Source organism: Comamonas sp. GB3 AK4-5, from assembly GCF_041320665.1.
Classification (GTDB): domain Bacteria; phylum Pseudomonadota; class Gammaproteobacteria; order Burkholderiales; family Burkholderiaceae_C; genus Comamonas.
Genome location: NZ_CP166730.1, coordinates 4,746,780 through 4,759,690 on the forward strand (window position 1 = coordinate 4,746,780; position 12,911 = coordinate 4,759,690).

Consider the following 12,911-nt stretch of genomic DNA (forward strand, 5'->3'; position numbering starts at 1 on the left):
CTCTGCATGGTTTTCCCCAGGCTCTTAGACTCTCTCACCATGCAAGTTTCTGACAGCGGACGCGGCACACGCGCCCTTTCCTGGGCCGGCGCTGCCATGCTGGCCCTTGCCCCCTTCTGGGCCCAGGCCCAACCCACGACCAAAACCAGCGCCGTCACCATGCCGGCACCCGTGCAGCGCGTGGCCCTGCCCGCCAACGTGGATGCCGCCCTGCAGCGGGCCAAGATTCCGCGCGAAGCCGTGGCCTTTTACGTGGCCGAGGCCGAAGGCCGCAGCAACCCGCGCCTGGCCTGGCGCGAGCGCGAGGGCATGAACCCGGCCTCGGTGATGAAGCTGGTCACCACCTATGCCGCACTCGACCTGCTGGGCCCCGCCTATGTCTGGCGCACACCGGTCTATCTGGGTGGCCCCGTGGACAACGGCAACCTGCAAGGCAATCTCTATCTGCAGGGCCGGGGTGACCCCAAGCTGGTGATGGAACGCCTGTGGCTGCTGCTGCGCCGCCTGCAGGGCATGGGGGTGAAGACGATTGCCGGCGACATCATCCTGGACCGCACGGCCTTTGCCCTGCCCGCCCACGATGCCGCCGCCTTTGATGGCGAGCCCTTCCGCCCCTATAACGTGGCGCCCGATGCCCTGCTGCTGAACTACAAGTCCGCCGTCATGACCCTGGTGCCGGACGAGCGCGCCGGCGTGGCCCGCGTGCAGTGGGAGCCGCCGCTGGCCGGCGTGCGCCAGCAGGCCACGGTGCCGCTGGCCCCGGCCGGCTCGGACTGCGGCGACTGGCGCACCACGCTGCAGGGCGAATGGGCCGACCCCACGCGCATGGGCTTTTCCGGCCAGTACCCGGCCAGCTGCGGCGACAAGGCCTGGTCCATCGCCCCGGCCGATCCCCAGCAATTCGCGGCCCGGGCCGTGGAAGGCATGTGGCGCGAGCTGGGTGGCAAGCTGGGCGGCAGCGTGCGCGAAGGCCGCGTGCCCGCCGGCCTCAAGCCCGCTTTTGCGGCCGAATCGCCCACGCTGGGCGAGGTGGTGCGCGACATCAACAAATACAGCAACAACGTGATGACCCAGCAGGTCTTTCTCACCCTGGGGCTGGAGCAATCCGGCCTGGGCAGCCTGCAAACCGCCAACGAGGCCGTGGCCCGCTGGTGGAGCAGCCGCTGGGCCGCCAGCGAGCTGCCGGTGGTGGACAACGGCGCCGGCCTGAGCCGTGAGGCCCGCATCAGCGCCCATGCCCTGGGCCGCATGCTGCACACGGCCTGGCTGTCGCCGGTGATGCCGGAGTTCATCGCCTCTTTGCCCATTGCCGGGGTGGATGGCACGCTGCGCCGCAGCCGGACCCAGGCCTCGGCCCATCTGAAAACCGGCACGCTGCGCGACAGCAGCGCCCTGGCCGGCTATGTCGACAGCAGCAGTGGCAAGCGCTATGTGCTGGTGGCCCTGGTCAACCACGCCAATGCCGCAGCAGCCCGCCCCGCCATGGAAGCCCTGGTGGACTGGGCGGCGCGCGACAGCGGCCCGGTCACCGCCGCGGTGCAGCGCTGACCGTGGTGGGGCACCGCGCCCCAAGGCCACTCAGTGGCCTGGGAATGGCCCTGCGCCCGATAATCCCCTGTTGCCCCTTGCGGGTTTGAGACCTTTGGGCCCGCCCGCCGCCCTGGAAAGCCCCCGCCATGAAACTGCTTGCCTTCGATACCAGCACGGACCAGCTGTCCATCGCCATCCAGCATGGCGATCGCCTGTGGGAGCACGCAGGCGCAGGCGGCGCGCAGTCCTCGGCCACCTTGATTCCCGCCATCCAGCAAGGCATGCAGGCCATGGGCCTGGCGTTTGAGCAGCTGGATGCCATCGCCTTCGGCAGGGGCCCGGGCTCGTTCACCGGCCTGCGCACGGCCTGCGCCATTGCCCAGGGCCTGGGCCTGGGCAGCGGCCTGCCCCTGCTGCCGCTCGATACCCTGCTGGCCGTGGCCGAAGAGGGCCGCGCCCGCCATGGCTGCACCGAGCTGCTGGCCGTGCTGGATGCGCGCATGCACGAGGTCTATTACGCCGGCTACCGCTATGTGGTGGATGCCGGCCAGGGCCACTGGCTCGAAACCCAGGCCCTGGGCCTGTGCGCCCCCGAACAACTGCCCCTGCCCGCCGGCCTGCCGGTGGTGGGCAATGCCCAGCCCGCCTACCCCGAGCAGCTGGCCCCCGGCGCCACCCATCTGGCAGCCCTGCCCACGGCCGCCGCCCTGCTGCGCCTGGCGCCCTACGCCATGCAATCCGGCGCCCTGGTGGCCGCGGCCGATGCCCTGCCGCGCTACATCCGCGACAAAGTGGCGCAAACCACGGCCGAGCGCGAAGCCGCCAAGCTGGCCGCCACCCAGACCGCTGCATGAACACCAGCGCCGACGCACCACAGCTGATCCCGCTGGTGCCCGACTGGCTGGACCGCGTCGTGGCCGTGGAGACTGCGGCCTATCCCCATCCCTGGACGCCCGGCAACTTCCGCGACGCCCTGGCCTCGGGCTACCACACCCAGATGCTGGTGGCCGGCGAGCAACTGCTGGGCTACTACGTGGCCATGCAGGTGCTGGACGAGGTGCATCTGCTGAACATTGCCGTGGCCCCAGCCTGCCAGGGCCAGGGCTGTGCCCGGCTGCTGCTGGACCGCCTCAATCTGTGGGCCCGCCTGCAAAGCGCGCAATGGCTGTGGCTGGAGGTGCGCGAGAGCAACACCCGTGCCCGCGCCATCTATGAACGCCACGGCTATCGCCAGGTCGGCGAGCGCAAGCGTTACTATCCCGTGGACCACGGCGAGCGCGAGACCGCCATCATCATGAGCATGCCCCTCTATGGCCCTGAACCTTGACGCCCGCCAGCGCGCCATGTTGCAAGACATGGGCATCACCCTCTGGGTGCCGGCCACACCACCTGCGGCCCCGGCCTCTGCACCGGCGCCTGCGCCCTCCACCGCTGTAGCAGCAGCTGTGCCCGTGGCATCGCCGACGCCGGAAACCGTGGTGGCTGCGCCTGTGGCCTCTGCCACCCCGCAGCCCACCACGTCCCCCCAGGCCGTCGAGGTTTCCACAAAAAATCCGCCTGTAGAGCACACTGCATCTACACAGGCAGCTCCTGATTCAGAAGCATCCGCCACACAAGCCGGCGCAGCCGATACCGCCACTGCCCACGCCACCCCGGTCTACCGCGCACCTGCCGCTGCCAGCGCGCCCTGGTTTATGGCGCCCGTGGTCCACGCCTACGCCGATACGGCCGCCGACGACAGCGCCGACGCGGGCTGGCTGGTGCTGGTGGAATGTGCCGACCCGCAAGACCCCTGGGCCGGCGACGCCGGTGCGCTGCTGAACCAGATGCTGCGAGCCCTGCGCCTGCACCACCATCCGCAGGTGCGCATTGCCCCACTGACACGCCAGGCACCGGCCGATGCCGAACAGGCCGCCAACGGCCCGCTGCAGCCGCTGGCCCCAGCGCTGCAGAGTGCCATCACCGAACACCGCCCCGCCCGGGTGCTGCTGATGGGCCTGCACGCAGCACGCGCCGTGCTGGGCCGCAGCGAAGCCCTGGGCCCGCTGCGCGCCATGGAACATGCTTTGCACGCGGTGCCCACCGTGGTCACCTACGACCCGGCCTATCTGCTGCGTGCACCGCACGCCAAACCCGGCGCCTGGTCCGACCTGTGCCGCGCCCATGCGCTACGGCCTCCGACCGCCTGATCTGCCCCCTGCCGGCCTATGTCCGTTGCACTGCAAAAAAACAGTGCCAAAGGCATAATTGCCGGTTTGTCACATTGAAGAGATATCTCCGTGGAACCCTACCCCAGTTGGTAGCTTCCGCCTCCCAGACTGGTGCTGTGGAGCCGGAAGCGCACCCCGCCCCGCACACCGCAAGAACAAGTCCTGGGAGTGAGCCCGCATGCTCAATATCTTTACGCTGTCCAATGGACGGCTGGTACAAGAAGAAATCGAATCGCTGGAAGAGCTCAAGCAGTTCCAGCCCATCTGGGTTGACCTCGAGTCCCCTTCCGTAGACGAAAAGCGCTGGATCAAGCAGCACTACGGCCTGTCCATCCCTGAAGACGCGACCGATGAGGACATTGAAGAGTCCGCGCGTTTTTATGAAGAGGACAACGGCGATCTGCATATCCGTAGCGACTTTTTGCTCGGCGATGAGGAAGACCCGCGCAGCGTGCGTGTGGCCTTTATCGTCAACCAGCACAACACCGAGCTCAAGAGCTACGGCGTGCTGTTCTCCATCCACGAGGAAGACATCCCCGTCTTTCGCCTGCTGCGATTGCGCGCACGCCGTGCACCGGGGCTGATCGAAGATGCCAAGGAAGTGCTGCTCAAGCTCTTCGACGCCGACGCCGAGTACTCGGCCGACACGCTGGAAGGCATTTACGACGACCTGAAACTGGTCAGCGCCAAGGTGCTGGCCGGCAATATGACCGACGACAACGCCCAGGGCGTGCTGTCCGACATTGCACGCCAGGAAGACCTGAACGGCCGCATCCGCCGCAACATGCTGGACACGCGCCGCGCCGTGAGCTTCATGATGCGCTCCAAGATGCTCAACGCCGAGCAGTTCGAGGACGCGCGCCAGATCCTGCGCGACATCGAATCGCTGGACAGCCACACCGCCTTTCTGTTCGACAAGATCAACTTCCTGATGGACGCCACCGTCGGTTTCCTGAACATCAACCAGAACAAGATCATCAAGATCTTCTCGGTGGCCAGCGTGGCCTTGCTGCCGCCCACGCTGATCGCCAGCGTCTACGGCATGAACTTCAAGTTCATGCCCGAGCTGGACTGGGAATTCGGCTATGGCTATGTGGTGCTGCTGATGATTGCCAGCGCGCTCGGCCCCATGCTGTATTTCCGCAAACGGGGTTGGTTGAAGTAGCAGAGCACCCCCTGAGGCGCGTAGCGCCTTCCCCCTCTCTGGCTTCGCCGGAGGGGAACGACACCAGCGCGGCGGGGCGGCCCTTGCGCGGTGTCCTCGCATGGGCTGCGCTAGTTTTAGCAGCCGAGGTCACCACAAAATCCTTGCATGGGGAAGCCGCCCCAGGGGCGCCACAGCGCGTCACCGGAGGCAACGACAGCCTCGCGGCGTGGTCGGCGTAGGCCCTTGCTCCCTGTCTGCTTGCCTGGAGCGCGCCAGCTTTAGTCGCCAATGTCACCACAAAATCCTTGCGTGAGCTAACCATTCCCCCATGGGCGCCACAGCGCTTCCCCGGAGAAACGACTGTCTCGCAGCAGCGCTGGGCCGCATCAGCTTTGCGGCAGATGGGGCAGATCGGGCCGCTGCACCTGGCTGCCCTGCAAAAAAGCGCGCTCCACCAAGGAGGCCAGTTCCGCGCGGGCCACGCGGCCGCGGCGTTCGGCGTCGGCCAGGCCGAGCAGTGTGGAAATCCAGATTTCCGCCAACGCGGCAGCGCTGAAGTCAATGCGAAACACGCCCTCTTGCTGGCCGCGTAGAAAAAACGCGTCCAGCAGCGCGTCCCAACTCGCGCATTCCTGCTCCGCCGCAGCGTCCACTTCCTTCCAGTAATAGGTCAGAAAGCCCACGAATTCGCGCTGCTCCAGGTTGAGCGCCGTCAGGCGCTGCAGGGCTTGCAGCGGGTGGTCTTCCTGCAGCCTCGCCTGGGCCAGGGCGGCCGACATGGCTTTCATGCTGTGTGCCAGCAGCCTGGCCACCAGCTCTTCGCGCGTGCGACTGAAGCGGTAGAGCGTGGCCTTGCTGATGCCTATGGCCTTGGCCAGTTCCTGCAGCGAAGCCCGGGGGTGGTTGGTCAAGGCCAGAGCCAGGGCCGGCAGTATGGATGCCTCTTGAGCGGAGCTGTTGGTCATCATGGAATAGTTCTCACCACTATTTGAAGCAAAAAGGATTCAACCTAAGCAGGATTGTGCCTTTCAACCAGTGTGAATTGTTGTTTCCAGACGAAAGAGAGACCTTACAGCATTTGAACCTTTTTAGATTCATTTGGATTTTTGAAATACTATCCACCACTTTCCAAAGTTCAAAAGATAGCGTCATGTCAATGCGACAACCCGGCCTGTGGCGGCCCGTGGCCACAGCGGCACTCCTGGTACTGATGGCCGGCTGCAGCAAATCTCCCGCCAGCAATGCCTCTGACTCCCCGCCCGAGACCGTGGATGTGCTCATGGTGCAGTCCCAGACCTTTACCGTGCGCAGCGAGCTGCCGGGCCGCGTGGAACCCGTGCGCGTGGCCGAGGTGCGCGCCCGCGTGCCCGGCATTGTGCTGAGCCGCCATTTCCGCGAAGGGGCCGACGTCAAGGCCGGCGACCTGCTGTTCCGCATCGACCCCGCCCCCCTGCGCGCCGCGCTGTCGCGCGCCCAGGGCGAGCTGGCGCGCGCCGAAGCCGCCCTGGCCGAAGCCCAGGCCTTGCTGCGCCGCTACGAGCCCCTGGTCGCCATCGAAGCCGTGAGCCGCCAGGACTTCGACAGCGCCCAGGCGGCCCAGCGCAGCGCCAAGGCCGCGCGCCAGTCGGCCCAGGCCGAGGTGGAAGCCGCCCAGCTCAACCTCGACTACGCCGCTGTCAAAGCCCCCATTGCCGGCCGCATAGGCCGCGCGCTGGTGACCGAGGGCGCCCTGGTGGGTCAGAACGAGGCCACGCCCATGGCGCTGATCCAGCAGATCTCGCCGGTGTATGTGGACTTCCAGCAGCCTGCGGCCGAGGCCCAGCGCCTGCGCGTGGCCATGGCCGAGGGCAAGCTCCAGGGCGCTTCGGGCAAGGATGCCCCGGTGAGCTTGACCTTGGAGGGCACCAGCGTGCAACGCCAGGGCCGGCTGCTGTTCTCCGACATCAGCGTGGACCGCGCCACCGGCCAGCTGTCGCTGCGTGGCGAGTTCGACAACCGCGACGGCCTGCTGCTACCCGGCATGTATGTGCGCGTGCAGCTCAACCAGGGCCAGGACCCGGCCGCCATCCTGCTGCCCCAGCGTGCCGTGCAGCGCGGTGCCGATGGCTCGGCCCATGTGCTGGTGGTCGACAAGGACCACCAGGCCCAGGTCCGCCCCGTGCGCACCGGCGCCATGCAGGGTGCGCTGTGGCAGATCACCGAAGGGCTGGCGCCCGGCGACCAGGTCATCGTGGGCCGCATGGCCAAGGTCCAGCCTGGCAGCAAGGTCGTGCCCGAGCCTGTGAAGCCACAGGCCGCAGACGCTGCGGCGCCGGAGGCTGCCGCCGCCGAAGCCCCGGCGCCCGCCGCAACGAAATAAAGCGATATGTCCCAGTTTTTTATCAACCGCCCCAATTTCGCCTGGGTGGTGGCCATCTTCATCACGCTGGCAGGCCTGCTGTCCATCACGGCCCTGCCGGTGTCGCAGTTCCCGAACGTGGCGCCGCCCCAGATCTCGATCTGGGCTTCCTACCCGGGTGCTTCGGCCACCACGGTCATGGAGTCCGTGACCAGTGTGATCGAGGAAGAGCTCAACGGCACCAAGGGCCTGCTGTACTTTGACTCGTCCAGCGACTCCACGGGCCAGTCCGAAATCTCGGCCACTTTTGCGCCGGGCACCGACCCGGCCATGGCCCAGGTGGACGTGCAAAACCGCATCAAAAAAGCCGAGGCACGCCTGCCCGGTGCGGTGATGCAAATGGGCCTGCAGGTGGAGCAGGCCAGCGCCAACTTCCTCTTGATCTACTCGCTGACCTACAAGGGCAGCGACGCGGGCAAGAACGAGGTGGCCCTGTCCGACTACGCCGTGCGCAGCGTGAACAACGAGATCCGCCGCATTCCCGGCGTGGGCAAGGTGCAGTTCTTCAGCGCCGACGTGGCCATGCGCGTGTGGATCGATCCGCAAAAGCTGCTGGGCTATGGCCTGTCGGTGGCCGATGTGAATGCCGCCATTGCCGCGCAGAACGTGCAAGTGCCTGCGGGAAGCTTTGGCGCCCAGCCGGGCTCGCCCGAGCAGGAGCTGAGTGCCTCCATCGTGGTGCATGGCGCTTTGAGCTCGCCCGAGGAGTTCGGCCAGATCGTGCTGCGCGCCAAGGCCGACGGCGCCACCGTGCGCCTGGCCGATGTGGCCCGCCTGGAAGTGGGCCAGCTGGACTACACCTTCTCCTCGCGCGAGGACGGCCGCAAGGGCGTGGCCGCCGCCGTGCTGCTGGCGCCCGGCGCCAATGCCCTGGCCACGTCCAAGGCCGTCAAGGCGCGCCTGGCCGAGCTGTCCCAGAACTTCCCCAGCGACATCCAGTACGCCGTGCCCTATGACACCTCGCGCTTTGTGCAGGTGGCCATCGGCAAGGTGATCCAGACCCTGATCGAAGCCGTGGTGCTGGTGTTTCTGGTGATGTGGCTGTTTCTGCAGAACCTGCGCTACACGCTGATTCCCACCATCGTCGTGCCCGTGTGCCTGGCAGGCACGCTGGCCGTCATGTATGGCCTGGGCTTCTCGGTGAACATGATGACCATGTTCGGCATGGTGCTGGCCATCGGCATCCTGGTGGACGACGCCATCGTGGTGGTGGAGAACGTGGAACGCCTCATGGCCGAGGAAGGCCTGGGCCCGCGCGAGGCGACGATCAAGGCCATGCAACAGGTCTCGGGCGCCATCGTGGGCATCACCCTGGTACTGTCAGCGGTGTTCATCCCGCTGGCTTTCATGAGCGGCTCGGTGGGTGTGATCTACCGCCAGTTCTCGCTGTCGCTGGCCGTGTCCATTCTGTTCTCGGGCTTTTTGGCACTGACCTTCACGCCGGCGCTGTGCGCCACGCTGCTCAAGCCCATCCCTCAGGGTGAGCACCATGAAAAGCGCGGCTTCTTCGGCTGGTTCAACCGCCGCTTTGCGCGGCTGACCGAGCGCTTCAACCTGCTGAACCAGAAGCTGGTCAAGCGCGTGGGCCGCTATATGCTGCTCTACGCCGCCCTGGTCGGCCTGCTGGGCGGCATGTATGTGCGCATGCCCGAGTCCTTTGTGCCTTATGAGGACATGGGCTATTACATCGTCAGCCTGCAGCTGCCGCCGGGTGCCACCGAGTCGCGCACCGCGGCCATGGTGCGCGATATGGAAGCCTATCTGCAGGAGCGCCCGGCCACCGAGCAGGTGGAGTTCTTGCTGGGCTGGAGCTTCTCTGGCTCGGGCCAGAACGCGGCCATGGCCTTCATCACGCTCAAGGACTGGTCGTTGCGCCCGCCCGAGCAAGCCTCCTGGCATGAGGTCGAAGCCTTTAACAAGCGCTTTGGCAGCATCCGGGACGGCACGGCCATGGCGGTGGACCCACCTCCCATCGACGGCCTGGGCAATTCCGGCGGCTTCTCGCTGCGCCTGCAGGACCGCGCCAATCTGGGCCGCGAAGCCCTGGTGGCCGCCCGCAACGAGCTGCTGAAAAAGGCCAATGCCTCGCCCGTGATCGCCTACGCCATGATGGAAAACCTGGAGGAGGCACCCCAGCTGCGTCTGGACATTGACCGCCGCCAGGCCATGGCCCAGGGCGTGGACTTCACCGCCATCAGCACGGCGCTGTCCACGGCCTATGGCTCGGCCGTGATCAACGAGTTCCCCAACGCCGGCCGCCTGCAGCGCGTGGTGGTGCAGGCCGATACCTCGGCACGCATGAAGCCCGAGGATCTGCTGCAGCTGTATGTGCCCAACGACCAGGGCCAACAAGTGCCGCTGGCCTCGTTCGCCACGGTGAAGTGGGAAATGGGCCCGGTACAGATCTCGCGCTACAACGGCTATCCGGCCTTCCGCATCGCGGGTGACGCCAAGCCCGGCTACACCACGGGCCAGGCCATGGCCGAGCTGGAGCGCATCGTGGCCGAGCTGCCCCAGGGCATAGGCTATGAATGGACCGGCCTGTCCTACCAGGAAAGAGCGGCAGGTGCCCAGGCGCCCAAGCTGTTTGCGCTGGCGATTCTGGTGGTGTTTCTGCTGCTGGTGGCCCTGTATGAGAGCTGGAGCATTCCGGCGGCCGTGATGCTCATCGTGCCCATTGGCGCCCTGGGTGCCGTGGCGGCGGTCTCGGCCGTGGGTCTGTCCAACGATGTGTACTTCAAGGTGGGCCTGATCACCATCATCGGCCTGGCGGCCAAGAACGCGATTTTGATCGTGGAGTTCGCCAAGAGCCTGCACGAGCAGGGCATGAGCCTGCGGGATGCCGCCTTGCAGGCCGCACGCCTGCGCTTTCGGCCCATCATCATGACCTCGCTGGCCTTCATCCTGGGCGTGGTGCCGCTGGCATTGGCCACGGGGGCTGGTGCCTCCAGCCAGGCCGCCATCGGTATTGCCGTCATCGGCGGCATGCTCAGCGCCACCTTGCTGGGCGTGATTTTTGTGCCGGTGTTTTTTGTCTGGGTGCTCTCGCTGTGGCGTGGGCGCACCAAGGAGGACGGCAAGAAAACCGACCTCCCCGAGCAAGGAGAGTCCGCATGATGCGCGGCATACCCCTGTCCATGGCGAAATCGGCCCAGGTGCCGGGCCGCCTGGCATTGATGGCGGTCGCGGCCGCCCTGGTGGCAGGTTGCTCCATGGCGCCCGTCTACCAACGGCCGGCGGCTCCGGTGCCAGCGGTCTGGGCCTGGAGCGCTGACAGCGGCACGACCACGGCCCCCGCTGCCAGCACCCTGGCCTGGCAGGACTTTGTCACCGATGCCTTGCTGCGCCAGCGCATAGAACAAGCCCTGACCCATAACCGCGACCTGCGCCAGGCCCTGCTGGATGTGGAGGCCGCGCGTGCCATGTATGGCGTGCAGCGGGCCGACCGCCTGCCCGGCGTGGAGGTACAGGCCTCGGGCAACCGCCAGCGCCTGCCCGGCGATCTCAGCGCCACGGGCACCTCTGCCGTGCAAAGCAGCTACCAGGCCGGCGTGGGCCTGGCCGCCTTCGAGCTGGACCTGTTCGGCCGCGTGCGCAATCTGTCGGAAGCCGCGCTGCAGGAATACCTGGCCAGCGAGGAAGCCGCGCGCAGCGTGCAGATCAGCCTGGTGGCCGAGGTGGTACAGGCCTCGCTGCTGCACGACAGCGCCCGCCAGCGCGTGGCGCTGACCCAGCGCACCCTGGCCTCGCGCGAAGCGGCGCTGCAGCTGGTGCAACAACGCCGCCAGCATGGCCTGGACACGGCCCTGGACCTGCACGAAGCCGAAAGCCTGACCGAGCAGGCCCGTACCGAGCTGGAGCGTTCCGAGCGCCAGTACCGCCAGGCCGGCAACGCACTGGAACTGCTGCTGGGCCAAGGCCAGAACCCGCAGGACCAGGTCCTGAACCAAGCCCTTGCCAACCTGCCCCTGGTGCAGGACATCGGTGCTGGCATGCCAGCCGATCTGCTGACGCAGCGCCCCGACATCCGTGCGGCCGAGCGCCAGCTGCAGTCTCGCAACGCCAGCATTGGTGCTGCACGCGCGGCATTCTTCCCGCGCATCTCGCTAACAGGCAGCTTAGGTAGCAGCAGCGCCGAGCTGTCCAATCTGTTCCACAGCGGCCAGCGCAGCTGGTCCTTTATGCCGCAGTTGCAGCTACCCATTTTTGATGGGGGCCGCAACCAGGCCAATCTGGACCTGGCCCAGGTGCGCAAGGACATGGCCGTGGTGGCCTACGAGAAAAGCATTCAGACCGCTTTCCGTGAAGTGGCCGATGCCCTGGCTGCTACCGACACCCTGCGGCGAGAAGAAGCGGCCCAGCGCAAGCTGGTCACCAGCAGTGCCAAAAGCCTGACCCTGGCCCAGGCCCGCTACCGCGCCGGTGTGGACAGCCATTTGCGCTACCTCGATGCCGAGCGCAGCCACTTCGCCAGCCAGCTGGCTCTGATCGATGTGGCCACCGAACGCCAGATTGCGCTGACTACGTTGTACAAGGCCTTGGGGGGAGGCTGGAGCACGAAAAACACCCCCTGAGCCGCTGCGCGTCTTCCCCCTCTTTAGGCGCTACGCGCCGGAGGGGGACGGCACTGGCGCTGCGGGGCGGCCCTTGCGCGGTGCCCTGGCGAAAGGGGCATGGCATGCGATAACGCCAGTTTTTGGCACTGCGCCCTGGCCTGGCTTTACTCCCTCGCCCGCTTGCGGGAGAGGGTGAGAGGCCTGCCTCAGGCGCTGGGCTGCAGCTTCACCCAATGCTGCACGATATGCAGCGCATAGCGGCTGGCGACGACCTGGACAAAGGCGGGGAAGTCCACATGGGCGCTGTCGTCGGCGCGGTCGGAGATGGTGCGCACGGCGGCAAAGGGTACGCCGTAGTCGGCGCAGGCCTGGGCGATGGCAGCGCCTTCCATTTCCACGGCCAGCGGCAGATGGCCTTCGGCCTGCAGCTCGCTGGTGATGCGGCCGGACACGGCGGCCGAGACGATGAACTGGTCACCGCTGGCCACCAGGCCGGCATGGGCCCGTGGCACAGATCCGGCCAGCAACGGTTCGCCCCATTGCACGGCCTGGATCACGCAGGCCTGGGCGGCGGCCAGCAGCGCGGCGCTCATGGTGGCATCGCAGTCCAGCGTGGGCGCGGCATAGCCTGGCACCTGCCAGCGCGGGAGCATTGGGCGCACATCCATGTCGTGCTGCAAAAACTGCTGGGCCACCACCACATCGCCCACCTGCACGCCCGCACCCACGCCGCCGGCCACGCCGGTGAACAACAGCTGGCGGGCGCCAAAGCGCTCCACCACCGCAGCGGCCGTGGTAGCCGCGGCCACCTTGCCTATGCCGGTCAGCGCCAGCACCACGGCGCGGCCATGCAACTGGCCCAGGGTGAAATCGCGCCCGGCATGGCGCAGGGTCTGGGCGCCGGTCAGCAAATGCTGCAGCCCCTGTTGTTCTTCGGGCAGGGCACTGAGGATGGCAAGGGTCACGGAAGCATCTTTACACATCAAAACTGCCTGAAACGCTTTGTACAAAAGCGAAAGCAGCTATGGTTTTTGAATATTCGCAGCCGGCATGACCGCTGCGATCAGAAC

General features: G+C 66.8%; 10 protein-coding genes. 8 read left to right on the plus strand and 2 right to left on the minus strand.

The features are described 5' to 3' along the window. The first annotated feature begins 39 nt into the window (after positions 1–39). From dacB to corA, 5 genes are all read left to right on the plus strand, one after another. The gene (dacB, locus tag ACA027_RS21030) at positions 40–1,548 is read left to right on the plus strand and encodes a D-alanyl-D-alanine carboxypeptidase/D-alanyl-D-alanine-endopeptidase (protein ID WP_370680125.1); all 1,509 of its coding nucleotides are present in this window, start codon (positions 40–42) and stop codon (positions 1,546–1,548) included. Between the two features lie 128 nt (positions 1,549–1,676). Next, on the plus strand, positions 1,677–2,384 hold the full coding sequence (gene tsaB / locus ACA027_RS21035) for a tRNA (adenosine(37)-N6)-threonylcarbamoyltransferase complex dimerization subunit type 1 TsaB (protein ID WP_370680126.1): 708 nt from the start codon (positions 1,677–1,679) through the stop codon (positions 2,382–2,384). Then, positions 2,381–2,857: a ribosomal protein S18-alanine N-acetyltransferase gene (rimI, locus tag ACA027_RS21040; RefSeq protein WP_370680127.1), complete on the plus strand. Its 477-nt coding sequence runs from the start codon at positions 2,381–2,383 to the stop codon at positions 2,855–2,857. Before tsaB ends, rimI begins: the two co-directional genes overlap by 4 nt. After that, on the plus strand, positions 2,841–3,719 hold the full coding sequence (locus tag ACA027_RS21045) for a uracil-DNA glycosylase family protein (protein WP_370680128.1): 879 nt from the start codon (positions 2,841–2,843) through the stop codon (positions 3,717–3,719). The genes rimI and ACA027_RS21045 overlap by 17 nt, the downstream gene beginning before the upstream one ends. A gap of 199 nt (positions 3,720–3,918) precedes the next feature. Continuing rightward, the gene (corA, locus tag ACA027_RS21050; RefSeq protein WP_370680130.1) at positions 3,919–4,905 is read left to right on the plus strand and encodes a magnesium/cobalt transporter CorA; all 987 of its coding nucleotides are present in this window, start codon (positions 3,919–3,921) and stop codon (positions 4,903–4,905) included. A 368-nt stretch (positions 4,906–5,273) separates the two neighbouring features. On the opposite strand, the gene ACA027_RS21055 is transcribed toward corA, so the two are convergent. Further along, a complete protein-coding gene (locus ACA027_RS21055) occupies positions 5,274–5,855 on the minus strand; it encodes a TetR/AcrR family transcriptional regulator (protein ID WP_370680131.1) in 582 nt (193 codons plus the stop codon). A gap of 182 nt (positions 5,856–6,037) precedes the next feature. On the opposite strand from ACA027_RS21055, the gene ACA027_RS21060 reads away from it, so the two are divergent. Genes ACA027_RS21060 through ACA027_RS21070 form a run of 3 tightly spaced genes read left to right on the plus strand, consistent with a single transcriptional unit; the run spans position 6,038 to position 11,859 of the window. After that, complete coding sequence (locus ACA027_RS21060; RefSeq protein WP_370680132.1) at positions 6,038–7,246, plus strand: efflux RND transporter periplasmic adaptor subunit; 1,209 nt, start codon at positions 6,038–6,040, stop codon at positions 7,244–7,246. A gap of 6 nt (positions 7,247–7,252) precedes the next feature. Beyond that, positions 7,253–10,402 (plus strand): multidrug efflux RND transporter permease subunit, encoded by a 3,150-nt coding sequence (locus ACA027_RS21065; RefSeq protein ID WP_370680133.1) that lies wholly within the window; start codon positions 7,253–7,255, stop codon positions 10,400–10,402. Beyond that, entirely contained in the window at positions 10,399–11,859 is a 1,461-nt protein-coding gene (locus tag ACA027_RS21070; protein WP_370680134.1) for an efflux transporter outer membrane subunit, read from the plus strand. Before ACA027_RS21065 ends, ACA027_RS21070 begins: the two co-directional genes overlap by 4 nt. Before the next feature lie 188 nt (positions 11,860–12,047). Here the strand turns inward: ACA027_RS21070 and ACA027_RS21075 are convergent, their stop codons facing one another. Continuing rightward, positions 12,048–12,806 carry a 5'-methylthioadenosine/adenosylhomocysteine nucleosidase gene (locus ACA027_RS21075; RefSeq protein ID WP_370680135.1) on the minus strand — a complete coding sequence of 253 codons (759 nt, stop codon included), beginning with the start codon at positions 12,804–12,806 and terminating at the stop codon, positions 12,048–12,050. Positions 12,807–12,911 lie beyond the last annotated feature (105 nt).